This is a genomic window from Paraburkholderia sp. (genome assembly GCF_035948235.1).
Lineage (GTDB): Bacteria > Pseudomonadota > Gammaproteobacteria > Burkholderiales > Burkholderiaceae > Paraburkholderia.
The window spans coordinates 13,518-31,276 of record NZ_DASZJJ010000226.1; the positions used below are offsets into that span (position 1 = coordinate 13,518).

Genomic DNA, 17,759 nt, shown 5'->3' on the forward strand with positions numbered 1-17,759 from the left:
TTCCCATGACCGATCTCGCCCACCATCTCGAAGCCGTTCGTCAACGCATCGCCGCCGCCGCCCGCAATGCGGACCGGGCGCCGGAGTCCGTCGCGCTGCTAGCCGTGTCGAAAACATTCCCGGCCGGCGATGTGCGCGCCGCGCACGCTGCAGGCCAGCGCGCGTTCGGCGAGAACTACGTGCAGGAAGCCGTGGACAAGATCGACACGCTTGCGGATCTGCGCGCGAGCCTCGAATGGCATTTCATCGGGCCGCTGCAGTCGAACAAGACGCGCCCCGTGGCAGAGCGTTTCGACTGGGTGCATTCGGTCGACCGCCTGAAGATCGCGCAACGCCTTTCCGAACAACGCCCGGCCGGCATGGCTGCGCTCAACGTCTGCCTGCAGGTGAATGTGAGCGGTGAAGATTCCAAGAGCGGCGTGGCGCCCGCAGAAGCGGCGCAGATTGCTCACGCGATCGCCGCGCTCCCCAACTTGCGCCTGCGCGGGCTGATGTCGATTCCCGAGCCGGAGACAACGCTCGACGCGCAACGCGCGCCTCATCGCCGCCTGCGCGAGCTGTTCGACGCCCTGCGCGCCGACGGTCTCGCACTCGACACGCTCTCGATGGGCATGTCGGCGGATCTCGAAGCGGCCGTGCTGGAAGGCGCGACCATCGTGCGCGTCGGCACCGCGATCTTCGGCACACGCGATTACTCTCACTGATTCACTGACGCACTCCCACACCATGAAAATTGCCTTCATCGGCGGCGGCAACATGGCCGCTGCACTCATCGGCGGTTTGATCCGCAAGAGCGTTCCGGCCGCGAATCTGTATGCGATCGATCCAAACGAGGACGCCCGCAAGCGCACCGCCGATCAGTTCGGCGTCCAGACGGGCGCGGCGGCGGACAGCGCGCTCGCGGCCTATGACGCGATCCTGATCGCCGTCAAACCGCAGATCGCCAAAGCCGTTGCAGAAGGCCTCGCGCCGCATCTGGGCGCGCATCAGGTTGTCATCAGCATCATGGCCGGCATTCGTATCGACGACCTGTCGCGCTGGCTTGGCGGCCACGCGCGCGTCGTGCGCACGATGCCCAACACGCCTGCGCTGATCGGCATGGGTGCAACGGGTCTGGTCGCCAGCAGCGGCGTCGACGCAGCGGGCCGCGAACTCGCCTCGAACGTGCTGGGCGCGGTCGGCCAGACGGTGTGGTTCGACGACGAAAGCAAGATCGACGCGGTCACGGCGATCTCGGGCAGCGGCCCCGCCTACGTGTTCTATTTCATCGAAGCGCTCGAAGAGGCCGCGCGTCAGCTCGGTATGGACGAACAGCAGGGCCGCGCGCTCGCCATCGCCACCTTCACGGGCGCGGCGCAACTGGCGCTGAATTCTGACGAACCGCCCGCGGTGCTGCGCGAGCGCGTGACGTCCAAGGGCGGCACGACGGCGGCGGCGCTCGCTTCGTTCGACGCCTCGGGCATCAAGGACGCGATCGTGCGCGGCGCGCTTGCCGCCGATGCGCGCGCGAAGGAAATGGGCAAAGAGTTCGGCGCGCAGTAAGCCAACGCGCTGCAAGCATGAAAAAAAGCGCCGGGTTTCGATAACCCGGCGCTTTTTTTGCGTCTGCTGCCAATGCGGCCGTGAGGCTTACATTCCCGCTGCCGCGTAGTGCGCCGCGATCCCCACGAAGAGCGCGCCGCCCAGCCAGTTGTTGTGACGGAACGCGGCGAAGCACGGCATGCGCTCGCGATCCTTGATGAGCGTGTAGTGATAGATCGCGCAGCCCACCGCCGCCGCCCAGCCTAGCCAGTACAGCACGCCGAATTGCTGCGTGATGCCCACCCACACGTAAATACCGAGCGTGAACGCGTAGCACAGCATGATCGCGAGCACGTCGAAGCGGCCAAAGGTGAGCGCCGAGGTGCGGATGCCGATCTTGATGTCGTCGTCGCGGTCGACCATCGCGTATTCGGTGTCGTAGGCCACCGACCAGAACACGTTGGCGATCAGCATGATCCACGCGAGCATCGGCACATGATCCTGAATGGCTGCGAACGCCATCGGAATGCCGAAGCCGAACGCGATGCCCAGATACGCCTGCGGAATCGCGAAAAAGCGCTTGGTGAACGGATACGAGGCCGCCACGAACAGCGCCACCACCGACAATTGCTTCGTGAGCGCGTTCAGCGGCAGGATCAGCAGGAACGAGACGACGGCCAGCGCCGCGGCAATCGCCACCGCTTCCCAGGCGCGAATCCGTCCCGACGTGATAGGCCGTTCGGCCGTGCGCTTGACGTGGCGGTCGAAGTCGCGGTCCGCATAGTCGTTGATCGCGCAGCCCGCCGAGCGCATCAGCACCGTGCCGAGCGTGAAGATCACCAGCAGCGAAAGCGACGGATGGCCGTTCGAGGCGATCCACAGCGCGTTGAGCGTCGGCCACAGCAGCAGCAGGCTGCCGATCGGCTTGTCCATGCGGACGAGCCGCAGATAGAGCGGGAGTCGGGCGAACATGTTCGGGGCGATCAAGACGGCGATTGAGACGAATACGGCGGCAAGGAAGATGGCGCTATTGTAGGCCACGCATGCGGCAAGCCGACGCCAGCCTCGCTCGGGCGATGCGGCGGAAATCGGGCGCAATCAAATGCAAAAAGCAAAAAGCCCGCTGGACCAGCCAGCGGGCTTTCATAACGACCACTTCAGGCGAAACGCTCAGGCCAGCATCGAGCGCAGCATCCACGCCGTCTTTTCATGCGTCTGCATGCGCTGCGTGAGCAGGTCGGCGGTCGGCTCGTCGTGGGCAGCTTCGGTGGCCGGGAAGATCGCGCGCGCGGTGCGCACCACGGCTTCCTGGCCTTCCACCAGCTGGCGGATCATGTCTTCCGCTGCCGGCACGCCATCCGCTTCCGGAATCGACGAGAGCCGCGCGAAATCCTTGTAGGTGCCCGGCGCATGTACGCCCAGCGCACGGATACGCTCGGCGATGGCGTCCACGGCCAGCGCCAGTTCGTTGTACTGCGTCTCGAACATCAGATGGAGCGTGTTGAACATCGGCCCCGTGACGTTCCAGTGGAAGTTGTGCGTCTTCAGATACAGCGTGTAGGTGTCCGCGAGCAGGTGCGAGAGACCGTCTGCGATCTTCTTGCGATCCTTGTCGGTGATGCCGATATTCACGTGCTGCACAGCAGATTTTTTGGCCATGATGACTCCTTTTGTAGCAGTGAGACTACCCATCCGTGACGACGCAACTTCCCTGTCGAACGCTTGATCGGGTCTCAGTTTATCTTATAAGCACCGGAAAACAGGGCCATCAGGCCCCACTCTCCAGCGGGGTCAAGCAGCGTGCGTGCCCGCTCCGACATCCGGTCGCGTCAGTGTCCGGCGAGATGAGCGAGAACCTGGGCGATGAGCGCGACGAACCCGCTCGACAGGATCGCAAAACCCACGATACGGCGTACGACCTCGGTACCTTCCGCGCGCGAACGCGCCATTCCGGCGCCGCGACCCGTGCCCACGGCCTTGAGTGTCATCGTCATCGTTCTGGTCATGATCGTGCTCCTTGCGGTTTCTGCGTTGCGTTCATCGGCTGGATGTCTGGTGCGGCGAGGCGGATCGCGCCTCGCCGCGGCTCCCTGCTTTTGGCTGCCGTGTTATGCCTGTGTTGCGGTTGAAAAGACTTTAACATCGACTATTGATATCTATAATTTGATTTAATTAATCTATCGAATAGGCGATACTTATCGGCGGCCTGAAGAGCCACGAGACAACGCAGGTGCAAGGAAAGACGCGGGCGAACGCCGCATCGAAGAGGCAACGCGCCGCGCATGAAGCGCGGCGCGGAAAATCTACCGGCGGATCACACCGCTTCGACGGGTGCTTCGATCTTCTTTACGCCAGGCAGGTCGCAGGCGTTGATCGCATCGACGATCGCCTCGATCGCCGGCATGCGCGTGAAGCTCTTGCGCCACGCCAGCACCACACGGCGGTCGGGCACCGGCTCGTCGAACGGCACATAGGACAGCAGCCCGGAATCGGCTCCGCCCGCATGCGGCTTGACTTCCGTCACCGACATACGCGGCAGCACCGTGATGCCGACGCCGCTCGCCACCATATGGCGAATCGTCTCCAGCGACGACCCCTCGAAGGTCTTCTGGATGCCGTCCGCGTTCTGCGAGAAGCGCATCAGTTCCGGGCACACGCCCAGTACGTGATCGCGGAAGCAATGGCCGCTGCCCAGCAGCAGCATGGTTTCCTGCTTGAGATCTTCCGGATCGATCTTGTCGCGCTTTTCCCAGACGTGGCCCGACGGCAGCGCCACGACGAAGGGTTCGTCGTAGAGCGGGCGCAGCGTGAGGCCGGTTTCGGCGAAGGGCAGTGCCATGATGGCGACGTCGATTTCGCCTTGCTTGAGCAGCTCGATCAGCTTGAGCGTGTAGTTCTCCTGCAGCATCAGCGGCATCTGCGGGACGCGCTTGATCATCTGCTTGACGAGCGTGGGCAGCAGGTACGGCCCGATCGTGTAGATCACGCCCAGACGCAGCGGCCCGACGAGCGGGTCCTTGCCCTGCTTGGCAATTTCCTTGATCGCAAGCGTTTGTTCGAGAACGCGCTGCGCCTGCGTGACGATCTGCTCGCCGATGGGCGTCACGCTCACTTCGCTCGTGCCGCGCTCGAAAATCTGCACGTTCAGTTCGTCTTCGAGTTTCTTGATGGCCACCGACAGGGTCGGCTGGCTCACGAAGCAGGCTTCGGCGGCCCGTCCGAAGTGGCGCTCGCGGGCAACCGCGACGATGTATTTCAGTTCAGTGAGCGTCATTTCATTGGGGACCAATCAAAAAGGGGGAATCAATAGTTTGTACTTATACACCTATGGCGGCGATTCGCCAATAATCAACGCCCCTATCCGGGGCGCGATCATGAGCAGGGTCAGACGGCGAGAAAGCGCACAGGTTCCATGCGCGACGCTTCGGTCGCAGCAATAGTCTGTTCGCGGAGGGATTTATGCCTTGAGGTATTGCTCGCGCGCGCCGAGCCAGCGGTTCAGGTGCTGCGTGACGACGTGCGGATATTCGTGCAGCAGCCGCTCGGCGGCTTCGCGCGCCGGCTCGATCAGCCAGGCGTCGTTTTCGAGGTTTGCGAAGCGCAGCATCGCCGCGCCCGACTGACGCGCACCCAGAAACTCGCCGGGGCCGCGTATTTCCAGATCCTTGCGCGCGATCTCGAAACCATCGGTGGTTTCGCGCATGGTCTGCAAACGCTGACGCCCCGTGAGCGACAGCGGCCCGGTGTACAGCAGCAGGCACACCGACGCCGCACTGCCGCGCCCCACCCGCCCGCGCAACTGGTGCAATTGGGCGAGTCCAAAGCGCTCCGCATGCTCGATCACCATCAGCGACGCATTGGGCACATCCACGCCCACTTCGATCACCGTAGTCGCCACCAGCAACTGCACTTCGTTGCGCGAGAACGCATCCATCACGGCCGCCTTGTCCGCCGACGCCAGCCGCCCATGCACGAGCCCAACCGACAGCTCCGGCAACGCGGCCACGAGCGTTTCCCAGGTCTCCACGGCGGTCTGCAACTGCAGCGTCTCACTTTCTTCGATCAGCGGGCAGACCCAGTAGACCTGACGCCCCGTGAGCGCCGCCGCGCGCACCCGCGCGATGACTTCCTCGCGGCGGGCGTCGGAGACGAGCTTGGTGAGAATCGGCGTGCGGCCCGGCGGCAGTTCGTCGATGGTGGAGACTTCGAGATCCGCGTAATACGTCATCGCGAGCGTGCGCGGGATCGGCGTGGCGGTCATCATCAGTTGATGCGGCTGGAACTCGCGGTTGGCCTCGTCAGGCGACTTCGCGTTCTGCGCCTTGGCGCGCAACGCCAGCCGCTGCTCGACGCCGAAACGATGCTGTTCGTCGACGATCACAAGGCCCAGCCGCGCGAATTCCACGGCATCCTGAATAATCGCGTGTGTGCCGATCACGAGCCTGGCTGTGCCAAGCGCCGCCGCTTCCAGCGCGGCGCGTTTCTCCTTCGCCTTGAGGCTGCCCGAGAGCCACGCCACCTGCACGCCGAGCGGTTCCAGCCAGCCGCGCAGCTTGCGCGCGTGCTGCTCCGCGAGGATTTCAGTCGGCGCCATCAGCGCGGCCTGATAACCGGCGTCGATGGCCTGCGCGGCGGCGAGCGCCGCCACCACGGTCTTGCCGCTGCCCACGTCGCCTTGCAGCAGACGCTGCATCGGATGCGGCGCTTCCAGATCCTGCGCGATCTCGCCGACCACGCGTTCCTGCGCGTTCGTGAGCTTGAACGGCAAGGCTTCGCGCAGACGCGCGAGCAGCGTTTCTTCGCTCTTGCGGCCCGCGACGTGACGCGCCATCGCGGGCGCGGCGCGCGTGCGGCGCTCTTCGTGTGCGCGCTTGAGCGAGAGCTGCTGGGCCAGCAGTTCGTCGAACTTGATGCGCGTCCAGGCGGGATGAGTGCCGTCGATCAACTCGTTTTGATCGGCGTTGATGGGCGGATGGTGCAGCGTTTTCACCGCATCCATGAGCCCGGGCACGTTGAGCGGCGCGAGAAACTCCTGCGCAATCGGCTCGGGCAGCAGTTCGGGTAGATGCGCGCGTTCGAGCGCGTTGTCGATGGCCTTGCGCAGATACGCCTGGCTCACGCCCGCCGTCGATGGATAAACCGGCGTTAGCGCCTGCGGCAGCGGCGCATCGCCTTCCACGACCTTCACGGCCGGATGCACCATCTCCAGCCCGAAAAAGCCGCCGCGCACGTCGCCGCGCACGCGCAGGCGTTTGCCCACCGCCATCTGCGTGACCTGCGAGCCGTAGAAGTTCAGAAAGCGCAGGTGCAGTTCGTCGCCGTTGTGGTCGCGCAGTTTGACGACCAGCTGGCGGCGCGGGCGATACGCGACTTCGTTGTCGAACACCACGCCTTCGGTCTGCTCGATGCCGCCGGGCAACAGCTCGCCGATGGGTGTGAGCGTGGTCTCGTCCTCGTAGCGCATCGGCAGATGCAGTACGAGGTCGATGGCGCTGTGCAGGCCCAGTTTGGCGAGCCGGTCGGCGGTTTTGGTGAGCTTGGGCTTGTCTTTGACGTCGGCTTTTTCGGCGGCTTTCTTCGTCGCCGCGCGCTTTCGCGGCGCCTTAGCGTCCGCCGCTTCGTCGTGCGACTGCGCGTGCGCGTCCGGGCGCGCTTCCGGCTGCGTATCGTCGTGCGGGACGCTCGCGGGATCGGATTCGGCAATCATTCGGCTAACGGACGAGGGCATGGGCTGCTTCACAAGTACAATATCGGCTTTCCGGCATGGCGCGGCACGTCCGCGCATCGGCCTGCTCCTGTCAGGCCGGTCCCGCAATCATACTTGCTCGTTCCTCCGGAGCGGGCATCCAGGCAGTTTTTGGGGCGCAACCGCTGCGCGTTTCGCTACGCGCAAGCCGCTCAAGGACTGCCCGCCAGCCGCCGCACTGTCGGCGCCTTACCGTTTCATCAGGCCGTATGTTCAAGCTTTCCGATTTCGATTTCGATCTTCCCGAAGCGCTGATCGCGCAGACCGCCCTGCCCGAGCGCAGCGCAAGCCGTCTCCTGGAAGTGGACAACGCCGTGCAGCCCGCGCGGCTGACCGACCGCACCTTCGCCGACCTGCCCGCGTGCATCGCGCCGGGCGATCTGCTCGTCTTCAACGATACCAAGGTGCTGAAGGCGCGCTTCTTCGGCCAGAAGGCCAGCGGCGGCAAGATCGAGGTGCTGGTCGAGCGCCTGACCGGCGCGCGCACGGCGCTCGCGCAGATCCGCGCGAGCAAGAGTCCGGGCCCCGGCACTGTGCTGCGTCTGGCCGATGCGTTCGAAGTCACGGTGGCCGAGCGCGTCGATCAGTTCTACACGCTGAATTTTCCCGACGACTGCCTCACGCTGATCGAGCAGTACGGCCGTCTGCCGCTGCCGCCCTACATCACGCACGACGCCGACGCGAGCGACGAAACGCGCTACCAGACCGTGTTCGCGCAGAACCCGGGCGCGGTGGCCGCGCCGACCGCAGGCCTGCACTTCGACGACGCGCTGCTCGCGAAACTCGACGCCATGGGCGTGGAGCGCGCAACGCTTACGCTGCATGTGGGCGCGGGCACGTTCCAGCCGGTGCGCGTGGAAAACATCGCCGAGCACAAGATGCATAGCGAGTGGTATCAACTGCCGCAGGCGCTGGTCGACAAGATCGCCGCCACGCGCGCGCGGGGCGGACGCGTGATCGCCGTGGGCACGACCTCGATGCGCGCGCTCGATGCCGCCGCGCGCGACGCCGCGAACGAAAACCGCGAACTCGCCGCCACCCAGGCGGAAACGGATATTTTCATCACGCCGGGTTATCAGTTCCGCGTAGTCGATCGCCTGGTCACGAACTTCCATTTGCCGAAATCGACGCTGCTGATGCTGGTGTCGGCGTTCGCGGGCATCGAAACGATTCGCGCTGCGTATCGTCACGCGATCGAACAGCGCTATCGCTTCTTCAGTTATGGCGACGCGATGCTGCTCACGCGGACTTGTCGACCAGAGTTGGCGCTTTAGCGCTTACTCTGGTCCCATGCAAAGCTGACGACGCGCTCAACAAGTAACGCTCACACTTTCCCAGCCGCCGCGCAACATCAAAAATGCGCGGCGGCGTTTTATCTTGTTTCACCAATTGCGCCGGACTGTTTTCCGGTTGCACAGGAGTCAACGCATGACCGACGGTCAGCAAAACAACGCACGCGCCGAACACGGCGCCTATCTGGGCGAGCGCCCGCAAAACGGCCTCAAGTTCGAACTGCTCGGCACCGACGGCCTCGCGCGCCGTGGCCGCGTCACGCTCAATCACGGCGTGGTCGAAACGCCGATCTTCATGCCGGTGGGCACCTACGGCACCGTGAAGGCGACGCAGCCGCGCGAGCTGGAGGAAATGAAGGCGCAGATCATCCTCGGCAACACGTTCCACCTGTGGCTGCGCCCGGGTCTGGAAACGATCGAGGCGCACGGCGGCCTGCACCGCTTCATGGGCTGGAACCGGCCGATCCTCACGGATTCGGGCGGCTTCCAGGTGTTTTCGCTGGGCGACCTGCGCAAGATCTCGGAAGACGGCGTGCGCTTCGCCTCGCCCGTGAACGGCGACAAGCTGTTCCTCTCGCCCGAAGTGTCGATGCAGATCCAGAAGGTGCTGAATTCGGACATCGTCATGCAGTTCGACGAATGCACGCCTTACGCGACCAACGGCGTGACGACCACGCACCAGGAAGCCGCCGACTCCATGCGCATGTCGATGCGCTGGGCGCAGCGCTCGATCGACGAGTTCAATCGCCTGGGCAACCCGAACGCGCTGTTCGGCATCGTCCAGGGCGGCATGTTCGAGGATCTGCGCGATGAATCGCTGGCCGGTCTGTCGCAGATGCCGTTCCACGGCTACGCGATCGGCGGGCTGTCGGTGGGCGAGCCGAAGGAAGACATGATGCGCGTGCTGCAGCACATCGCGCCGAAGCTTCCCGCCGACAAGCCGCACTACCTGATGGGCGTGGGCACGCCGGAAGATCTGGTGGCGGGCGTGGCTGCGGGCGTCGACATGTTCGACTGCGTGATGCCCACCCGCAACGCGCGCAACGGCTGGATCTTCACGCGCTTTGGCGACGTCAAGATCCGCAACGCCACGCACAAGAACTCGCTGCGCCCGCTCGACGAGCAGTGCGGCTGCTACACCTGCCGCCACTTCACGCGCGGCTATCTGCATCACCTGCACCGCGTGGGCGAAATCCTCGGCGCGCAGCTCAACACGATCCACAACCTGCATTACTACCTGGAACTGATGAGCGAAATCCGCGAGTCGATCGAGACGAAGACCTTCGCGGCCTTCCGTCAGCGTTTCGCCGAAAACCGCGCGCGCGGGGTGGATTGAGCGCGGGAAGTGTGGACCTGATGTGATTTCCGGTGCGCGCCGACAAGCTTTAGGGCATTTCCGATGGCGCGCCACCGTTCAAGCCGCCACACTTTACAATTACCTTTCGCAACGACCGCGCGCCATGCGCGGCTGACCGTCGAGGGCCGCGCCGCCTGGTTCGAAGAACCGGGCAATGCGGCTAACAGCTTGATCGGAAAGCCCATTTGGCGCCATCGTCGCGTTAGTTGCCGGTGGTAGAATAACCGGCTCGCTTTTGATCGTATCTATTGATCCTACCGATCGTATAAACGGAGAGACCAACGTGTCGTTTATTACCAATGCCTTCGCAGCACCCGCAGCGGGCGGCGCAGAATCGAGCCTGATGAGCTTCCTGCCGCTGATTCTGATGTTCGCCGTGCTGTACTTCATCATGATCCGTCCGCAGATGAAGCGCCAGAAGGAACACCGCAACATGCTCGCCGCCATGGCCAAGGGCGACGAAGTCATCATCAGCGGCGGCATCGTCGGCAAGGTCACCAAGGTCAATGAAGCCTACGTGGGCGTCGAAATCGCTGACGGCACGGAAGTCACCGTGCAGAAGTCGTCGGTTACGACCATCCTGCCGAAGGGCACGATCAAGTCGCTGTAAGCGCGAGACGATCGATCACTTCAGGCTGCAGCTAACCCTGCTGCCTTGCGCGTCCGGCCCGGCCCCTGATTGCACCCAGAGCGGGCGGCACGAAGGCCTCGCCGGACGCGTGCGCATCGAGATGGCAACTCCCCTCCCCCGTTGGGCCAACCAATGAACCGTTATCCCCTCTGGAAATATGTCGTGATGGTCGTGGCGCTTGCCATCGGCCTCGTGTACACATTGCCCAATTTCTTCGGCGAAGCGCCCGCGGTCCAGGTGTCGAGCGGTAAAGCGACCGTGAAGCTCGACTCCGGCACGCTCGCACAGGTCGAGGCAGCGGTCGCCGCCGCCAACATCAAGGCCGACGACGTCACTTTCGACAACTCGTCGCTGAACGCGAATATCCGCGTGCGCGTGGCCGATACGGACACGCAGCTGCGTCTTAAGGACGCGCTGAGCCACGCGCTGAACGCCGACCCCACCGACCCGCAGTACATCGTCGCGCTGAACCTGCAGAGCGCCTCGCCGCGCTGGCTGACGGCGCTGCACGCGCTGCCGATGTACCTCGGTCTGGATCTGCGCGGCGGCGTGCACTTCCTGCTTCAGGTGGACATGAACGGCGCGCTGAACAAGAAGCTCGATTCCGACGCTTCGGACGCGCGCTCGATCCTGCGTGACAAGAACATCCGCGACGGCGGCGTGAACCGCGTCAACCAGACGGTGGTGATCAATTTCGCCGATGCGTCCGTCGCCGATGCCGCCAGCAAGGTGCTGTCCGGCTCGGGTGGCGTGAGCGAACTCGTGTGGTCGCAGCAGAATGCGCCTGACGGTGGCTTCCAGCTGGTTGGCTCGTTCACGCCGGCTGTGAAGAAGGCCGTGCAGGACGCCGCGCTCAAGCAGAACATCACGACGCTGCACAACCGCGTGAACGAACTGGGCGTGTCCGAGCCCGTGATCCAGCAGCAAGGCGACGACCGCATCGTGGTCGAACTGCCGGGCGTGCAGGACACCGCGAAGGCCAAGGACATCATCGGCCGTACGGCGACGCTCGAAGCGCGCCTCGCCGACCCGAACGGTCTGCATCCGAATCCGGGCGACCCCGTGCCGCCGGGCGACGAGCTCTTCACGCAAGGCAACGCCGCGCCGGTGCTGCTGCGCAAGCAGGTGATCTTCACCGGCGACCGCATCATCGACGCGTCGGCGGGCTTTGACGAACATCAGCGTCCGTCGGTCAACATCCGCCTCGATTCGGCCGGTGGCCGCGCCGTGGGTCAGGTGTCGCGCGACAACATCGGCAAGCCGATGGCGATGGTGCTGTTCGAGAAGGGCAAGGGCGAAGTGCTGACGGTGGCGACCATCCAGTCGGAACTGGGCGACCGCTTCCAGATCACGGGGCAACCCACGGCGCAAGCCGCCACCGACCTCGCGCTGCTGCTGCGCGCCGGATCGCTCGCCGCGCCGATGGACATCATCGAAGAACGCACGGTCGGCCCGAGCCTGGGCGCCGACAACATCCGCAAGGGTTTTGACTCGGTGGTCTACGGCTTCGCCGCGATCGCCATCTTCATGCTTGCGTACTACATGCTGTTCGGTCTGATCTCGATGATCGGCCTGTCGGTGAACCTGCTGCTGCTGGTGGCCGTGCTGTCGCTGATGCAGGCGACGCTCACGCTGCCGGGTATCGCCGCTATTGCGCTTGCGCTCGGTATGGCGATCGACGCGAACGTGCTGATCAACGAGCGTGTGCGTGAAGAACTGCGCAACGGCGCGCCGCCGCAACTGGCGATCCAGAACGGCTACGCGCACGCCTGGGCGACCATTCTCGACTCGAACGTGACCACGCTCATCGCCGGTCTCGCGCTGCTCGCGTTCGGTTCGGGCCCGGTGCGCGGCTTCGCGATCGTGCACTGTATCGGCATTCTGACCTCGATGTTCTCGGCCGTGTTCTTCTCGCGCGGTCTCGTGAACCTCTGGTACGGCGGCAAGAAGAAGCTCAAGTCGCTGGCGGTGGGCCAGGTGTGGCGTCCGGAACCCGAAACGGCTGGCGCACCCGCGCTGGGCGCCGACGATGCGGACACCGACACGGGCCGCGCCCTCGCCTCGAACGCAGCGAACGCCGCCAAACGCCAGGCTGCCAAGGCCGGCGCCAAGGGCCCGCGTGCGAAGCCGACGGTGCGTCGCCGCAACGACCCCAGCAGCCCCGACAACACGGGTTCGTCCCGCTGATACGGAGAGACTAGAAAATGGAATTTTTCCGCATCCGCAAGGACATCCCGTTCATGAAGCACGCGTTGGTCTTCAACGCGATCTCCTTCATTACGTTTATCGCGGCGGTGTTCTTCCTGTTCCACCGCGGCCTGCACCTGTCGATCGAATTCACGGGCGGCACGGTCATCGAGGTTCAGTATCCGCAGGCGGTGCCGCTTGAACCGGTGCGCGATTCGCTCACGAAGATCGGTTACGGCGACGCCCAGGTGCAGAACTTCGGCACCTCGCGCGACGTGCTGATCCGTCTGCCGATCAAGCAGGGGCTAAGCTCGGCGCAACAGAGCGATCAGGTGATGAGCACGCTCAAGGCGGCCGAACCGCAGGTTCAGCTGCAGCGCGTGGAGTTCGTCGGCCCGCAGGTCGGCAAGGAACTCGCTACCGACGGCCTGCTTGCGCTGGCCTGCGTGGTGGCCGGCATCGTCATCTATCTGTCGTTCCGCTTCGAGTGGAAATACGCCGTGGCCGGCGTGATCGCCAACCTGCACGACGTGGTGATCATTCTGGGCTTCTTCGCGTTCTTCCAGTGGGAGTTCTCGCTGTCGGTGCTCGCGGCGGTGCTCGCGGTGCTCGGCTACTCGGTCAACGAATCGGTCGTTATCTTCGACCGGATCCGCGAGACCTTCCGGCGCGAGCGCAAGATGAGCGTGACGCAGGTCATCAACCACGCGATCACCAGCACGATGTCGCGAACCATCATCACCCACGGCTGTACGGAAATGATGGTGCTGTCGATGTTCTTCTTCGGCGGCCCGACGCTGCACTACTTCGCTCTGGCGCTGACGGTGGGTATCCTGTTCGGTATCTATTCGTCGGTGTTCGTGGCGGCGTCCCTGTCGATGTGGCTCGGCGTGAAGCGCGAGGACCTCATCAAGGACAAGAAGGACAAGTTCGATCCGAACGATCCGAACGCGGGCGCGCAGGTCTAAGCGCATCCCCGTTGTCGAATGAAAAAGCCGGCTCGCGAGCCGGCTTTTTTTGTCCGCTTTCGTCCGCTTTTCGTCCGGACTCCAGACTTACTGCTTGATGCCCTCGGCCTGGATATGCAGCTTCGTCTTCATGCTGAAGCCGTACTTCTTGCCCATCTCCATGCCGAAGTCGTCGCGATTGAACTCGGCTTCGGCTTCTACGCCGCAGACCTCGCGCTTGAGCATCGGGTGAGGCATGCACTTGAACGACTCAATTTCCAGCTTCAGCGGCTTCGTCACGCCATGCAGCGTGAGCGTGCCCACTACCTCTTTCGGCGTGTCGCCGTCGAATACGATCTGCGTGCCCTTGTAGGTGGCCGCCGGATACTTCGCGACGTCGAAGAATTCGTCGCTGCGCAGATGCTTGTCCAGCTCCGTATTGCCGGTCTGGACCGAGGCCGGATCGATCGTCACGTCGACGGTACCGGTTTTCGCAGCGCGGTCGAGCGTAACGGTGCCGGTGGTTTTGGTGAACTTGCCGCGCCACACCGACAGGCCCGCGAAGTGATCGGCCTCGAAACTCGGATAGGTGTGGTTGGGGTCGAGCTGATAGGTGTCGGCGGCCTGCGCCAGCGACGGCGTGAACGATGCGGCGATCGACAGCGCGGCAGCCCCCGCGGTCATGACGCTTCTCAACACGAATGGGTTCAAGTACGCCTCCTTTCTTCGCTACGTGGTGGTAATGACGAAAAATGTCGAAAGCGCCGCCGCGCACTAGTGACGCACGATGACGATATGAAGCTTGATCAGCACTTCGTCCGCAACCGTCGAAGTATCTTTCCACTCGCCAGTGCCAATGCCGAACGCCAGCCGGTGGATCGGCAAGGTGCCGTCGAAGGTCTGCGTCGCGCCCTGCTGCGTGAGCACCACGGGCACCGCGACGCTCTGCGTATGCCCCTTGATCGTCAGGTTGCCGCTCACGCTGTACTGGTTCGGCCCGGTCGAGGCGATCGCCGTGGACACGAAGGTGGCCTGCGGATACGCCTTCGCGTCGAACCACTCGGGGCCGCGCACCGACTCGTTATAGGTCGGATCGCCGAGATCGTAGCTGGCCGTGTCCACTGTCAGACGCGCCGTGCCCGCTGCGGGCTTCGCCGGATCGAAGTCGATGTGCGCGTCGAACTTCGTGAAACTGCCCTCCACCGGCACGTTCATCTGACGTGAGATCGCCACCAGCGTGCTCTGGCCCGCGTCGAGCTGCGCCTGCACCGCACCCGCCACCAGCAGCATCGCCCCCGCCAGCGCGGCGAACCGCATGCAGGCAAACCTCGCCTGCCTTACCTCTGCTTTCATGGCCATCCCCGAGCCGGGCGCTGGATACTTCGCCGCGCGCTCGCCGCCCGCATGGGCGCGCTTGAGGCAACGCCGAAAACCGGCCGCCCAGGACACAAAGATTAACCTAACGGCCGGGAACGAGCACAAGCGCGCCGGGTCGCAATGATCAGCGGAGTTTCACCCACGAAGTTGCGCTTGCTCACGGCTGCCGGGCTCGCATACACGGGTGCAACAAACGTGGCACACTCCACGGCCCGTCGAGCAGCGTCGGCGGGACGCCCGAAGCGGGCGCGCGGCTTGCTGTTTCGCCGCGCCATGATCCCGACGAAGCAAACGCGCGCCGCCAGCCGCCTTTGGTAACATGGTTGGCACGGCCTCTGCCGGTTTCATGTCGAAATCGCCTCTCAGCCGCGCCGTTGTTGCTCGTCCCCGTTCACGTCGATTTGCGTCATCTGACCGTATGGCCCAGGACAATCTGATCGCGTGTCACGAATGCGACGCGCTCTACCGCAAGCCGCGCCTGCTCGGGCGCCAGTCCGCGCGTTGCTCGCGCTGCGGCGGCACGCTCTATCAAAGCAGCTCGGCGCAGCTCGACCGCATCTGTGCGATGACCGTCGCCGCGCTCGTGACGTTCATCATCGCTCAATCGTTTCCTATCATCGAGCTGGACGCCAACGGCATCACTTCGGAGTCGAGCCTGTTCGGCGCGCTCGTGGTGCTGTGGAACGAGGATATGCAGATCGTCGCGGTGATGGTCTTCTGCGCGACTATCCTCTTCCCGCTCACCGAGATGGTCGCGCTGCTCTACGTGCTGCTGCCAATCCGGCGCGGCTTCATTCCGCCGGGCTTTAACCAGGTGCTGCGCGCGATCCAGTTCGTGCGCCCCTGGGGCATGCTCGAAGTCTTCATGCTGGGCGTGCTCATCACGATCGTGAAGATGGTGAGCCTCGCGCGCGTGATCCCCGAAACGGCGCTGTTCGCGTTCGCCGTACTCACGCTGATGTTCACCGTAGTGGTGACGTTCGATTCGCGCACGCTGTGGGATATCGCCGACGCGCTGCGCGCGGGCGCGCGCCATGCCCGCCATCCGGGGCGCGGCTCCAGTGCGGCCGGCGGCAAACATCGCGGCCCCGACATCGACCCGGACGGACTGCTCGATCCGGGCGTGCCGCCCACGCTGGGTGGCCCCGCGGGTGTGCAACATCCGGTCGGCGAGCCTGAGATCCGCGATCCATCCGCACTCAAGCCCGCACCCAACCCCGCGCCAAAACCCGCCGCACCGGATTCGAAAGGCTGGACGCCGTGATGAAGCGCCCGCTGAAAACCCCGCGTACCGAGGCATCCCGATGAAATACGTCACCGCCACCGACGCCGGCCTCATCTCGTGCCACGCCTGCGGCCATCTGCAGGCGCGCGCCCGCGCCCGGTCGCCCCAGGCCGGGCACCAGCGCTGCGCGCGCTGCAACTCGCCGCTGCACCTGCGCCACCCCGACAGCCTGATGCGCACCTGGGCGTTGCTGATCGCGGCGGCGCTGCTCTATATTCCGGCGAACCTGCTGCCGGTCATGCACACGGCCTCGCTCGTCGGCGACGAGGACGACACCATCATGAGCGGCGTGGTCTACTTCTGGACCTCGGGCGACGCGCCGCTTGCGGTGATCGTCTTCATCGCCAGTATTCTCGTGCCGATGCTCAAGCTCAGCGTGATCGCGCTGCTTTGCATCACCTCGCAACGCCGCTCCACATGGCGCCCGGTCGAGCGCTCCAAGCTCTACCGGCTGGTCGAATTCATCGGCCGCTGGTCCATGCTGGACATCTTCGTGGTGACGCTGACGGTTGCGCTGGTACGCTTCCAGTCACTTGCGGTGATCACGGCGGGGCCAGGCGCGATCGCATTCGGCTCGGTCGTGATCCTGACGATGATGGCGTCGATGCAGTTCGATCCGCGCCTGATCTGGGATCCGGTGGACGAAGACAAACATCAACAGCAACAACCCACGCAACACACTCAGGATCGCCCCCATGAATAGTCCGCAAGGACCGAATCCGGCCGGTGGCTCCGCAGGCGGCTCGCTGCCCCCCGACCTGCCCGAGCCGGACATCGTCAAGCCCAGACGCTGGCTGCCCTCACTCGTCTGGATCGTGCCGCTCATCGCGGCGCTGATCGGCGTCGCGCTCGTAGTGAAGTCGGTCGCCATGCGCGGCCCGACCATCACGATCAGCTACCTGACCGCCGAAGGACTTGAGCCGGGCAAAACCAAGGTCAAGTACAAGGACGTCGATATCGGCTCGGTGCGCGCCATCAAGCTCTCGCCGAACCTCTCGCACGTGCTCGTGACCGTCGAGCTGACCAAGGACGCCGAAAACTTCGCCAAGAAGGACAGCCGCTTCTGGGTGGTGCGCCCGCGCATCGGCGCGAGCGGCGTTTCGGGCCTGGGCACGCTGCTTTCCGGCTCGTACATCGGCGCCGACGCTGGCCGTTCGGAAGAAACCGCGAGCGACTTCATTGGCCTGGAAACGCCACCCGCCGTGACCATCGACGAAAAAGGCCATCGCTACACGCTGCATAGCGAAAACCTCGGTTCGCTCGACATCGGCACGCCTATCTTTTACCGCCGCATCCAGGTCGGTCAGGTCACTGGCTATTCGCTCGACAAGGACGGCACCGGCGTGACCGTGCAGGTGTTCGTGAGCGCGCCCTACGACCAGTACGTGGGCACCAACACGCGTTGGTGGCATGCAA

Annotated in this window: 17 protein-coding genes; 10 read left to right on the top strand and 7 right to left on the bottom strand. The window is 64.4% G+C overall.

What is annotated here, in order from left to right; genetic code table 11:
* The first annotated feature begins 5 nt into the window (after nucleotides 1-5).
* Together VG320_RS19570 and proC are read left to right on the top strand one after the other, a co-directional pair.
* On the top strand, nucleotides 6-704 hold the full coding sequence (locus VG320_RS19570) for a YggS family pyridoxal phosphate-dependent enzyme (protein ID WP_327201736.1): 699 nt from the start codon (nucleotides 6-8) through the stop codon (nucleotides 702-704).
* Nucleotides 705-726: 22 nt separating this feature from the next.
* Nucleotides 727-1,542 carry a pyrroline-5-carboxylate reductase gene (gene proC / locus VG320_RS19575; protein WP_327201737.1) on the top strand — a complete coding sequence of 272 codons (816 nt, stop codon included), beginning with the start codon at nucleotides 727-729 and terminating at the stop codon, nucleotides 1,540-1,542.
* Between the two features lie 87 nt (nucleotides 1,543-1,629).
* Here proC and ubiA read toward each other — a convergent pair whose 3' ends face one another.
* From ubiA to recG, 5 genes are all read right to left on the bottom strand, one after another.
* Entirely contained in the window at nucleotides 1,630-2,493 is an 864-nt protein-coding gene (ubiA, locus tag VG320_RS19580; protein WP_327201738.1) for a 4-hydroxybenzoate octaprenyltransferase, read from the bottom strand.
* A 198-nt stretch (nucleotides 2,494-2,691) separates the two neighbouring features.
* Nucleotides 2,692-3,180: a Dps family protein gene (locus VG320_RS19585; RefSeq protein WP_027816826.1), complete on the bottom strand. Its 489-nt coding sequence runs from the start codon at nucleotides 3,178-3,180 to the stop codon at nucleotides 2,692-2,694.
* Nucleotides 3,181-3,350: 170 nt separating this feature from the next.
* Entirely contained in the window at nucleotides 3,351-3,527 is a 177-nt protein-coding gene (locus VG320_RS19590; RefSeq protein WP_327201739.1) for a hypothetical protein, read from the bottom strand.
* 308 nt (nucleotides 3,528-3,835) lie between these two features.
* Nucleotides 3,836-4,795: a hydrogen peroxide-inducible genes activator gene (locus tag VG320_RS19595; protein WP_327201740.1), complete on the bottom strand. Its 960-nt coding sequence runs from the start codon at nucleotides 4,793-4,795 to the stop codon at nucleotides 3,836-3,838.
* A gap of 183 nt (nucleotides 4,796-4,978) precedes the next feature.
* Entirely contained in the window at nucleotides 4,979-7,249 is a 2,271-nt protein-coding gene (gene recG, locus VG320_RS19600; protein ID WP_327201741.1) for an ATP-dependent DNA helicase RecG, read from the bottom strand.
* Nucleotides 7,250-7,476: 227 nt separating this feature from the next.
* Between recG and queA the strand changes: the two genes are divergently transcribed.
* From queA to secF, 5 genes are all read left to right on the top strand, one after another.
* Complete coding sequence (gene queA / locus VG320_RS19605; protein ID WP_327201742.1) at nucleotides 7,477-8,541, top strand: tRNA preQ1(34) S-adenosylmethionine ribosyltransferase-isomerase QueA; 1,065 nt, start codon at nucleotides 7,477-7,479, stop codon at nucleotides 8,539-8,541.
* Nucleotides 8,542-8,695: 154 nt separating this feature from the next.
* Nucleotides 8,696-9,895, top strand: coding sequence for a tRNA guanosine(34) transglycosylase Tgt (gene tgt, locus VG320_RS19610; protein ID WP_327201743.1), 1,200 nt, complete (start codon nucleotides 8,696-8,698; stop codon nucleotides 9,893-9,895).
* A gap of 304 nt (nucleotides 9,896-10,199) precedes the next feature.
* Nucleotides 10,200-10,526 carry a preprotein translocase subunit YajC gene (gene yajC / locus VG320_RS19615; protein ID WP_103702118.1) on the top strand — a complete coding sequence of 109 codons (327 nt, stop codon included), beginning with the start codon at nucleotides 10,200-10,202 and terminating at the stop codon, nucleotides 10,524-10,526.
* A gap of 153 nt (nucleotides 10,527-10,679) precedes the next feature.
* On the top strand, nucleotides 10,680-12,734 hold the full coding sequence (gene secD, locus VG320_RS19620) for a protein translocase subunit SecD (RefSeq protein ID WP_327201744.1): 2,055 nt from the start codon (nucleotides 10,680-10,682) through the stop codon (nucleotides 12,732-12,734).
* A gap of 17 nt (nucleotides 12,735-12,751) precedes the next feature.
* A complete protein-coding gene (secF, locus tag VG320_RS19625; RefSeq protein WP_327201745.1) occupies nucleotides 12,752-13,702 on the top strand; it encodes a protein translocase subunit SecF in 951 nt (316 codons plus the stop codon).
* Between the two features lie 87 nt (nucleotides 13,703-13,789).
* Here secF and VG320_RS19630 read toward each other — a convergent pair whose 3' ends face one another.
* Together VG320_RS19630 and VG320_RS19635 are read right to left on the bottom strand one after the other, a co-directional pair.
* Nucleotides 13,790-14,365 carry a YceI family protein gene (locus tag VG320_RS19630; RefSeq protein WP_327201746.1) on the bottom strand — a complete coding sequence of 192 codons (576 nt, stop codon included), beginning with the start codon at nucleotides 14,363-14,365 and terminating at the stop codon, nucleotides 13,790-13,792.
* 90 nt (nucleotides 14,366-14,455) lie between these two features.
* Nucleotides 14,456-14,998, bottom strand: a complete 543-nt coding sequence (locus VG320_RS19635) for a YceI family protein (protein ID WP_327201747.1) — start codon at nucleotides 14,996-14,998, stop codon at nucleotides 14,456-14,458.
* Nucleotides 14,999-15,476: 478 nt separating this feature from the next.
* On the opposite strand from VG320_RS19635, the gene VG320_RS19640 reads away from it, so the two are divergent.
* From VG320_RS19640 to VG320_RS19650, 3 genes are all read left to right on the top strand, one after another.
* On the top strand, nucleotides 15,477-16,322 hold the full coding sequence (locus VG320_RS19640) for a paraquat-inducible protein A (RefSeq protein WP_327201748.1): 846 nt from the start codon (nucleotides 15,477-15,479) through the stop codon (nucleotides 16,320-16,322).
* 40 nt (nucleotides 16,323-16,362) lie between these two features.
* Nucleotides 16,363-17,046: a paraquat-inducible protein A gene (locus VG320_RS19645; protein ID WP_327201749.1), complete on the top strand. Its 684-nt coding sequence runs from the start codon at nucleotides 16,363-16,365 to the stop codon at nucleotides 17,044-17,046.
* A partial coding sequence (locus tag VG320_RS19650; RefSeq protein WP_327201750.1) for an intermembrane transport protein PqiB occupies nucleotides 17,039-17,759 on the top strand: 721 nt, incomplete at its 3' end. The genes VG320_RS19645 and VG320_RS19650, both read left to right, overlap by 8 nt.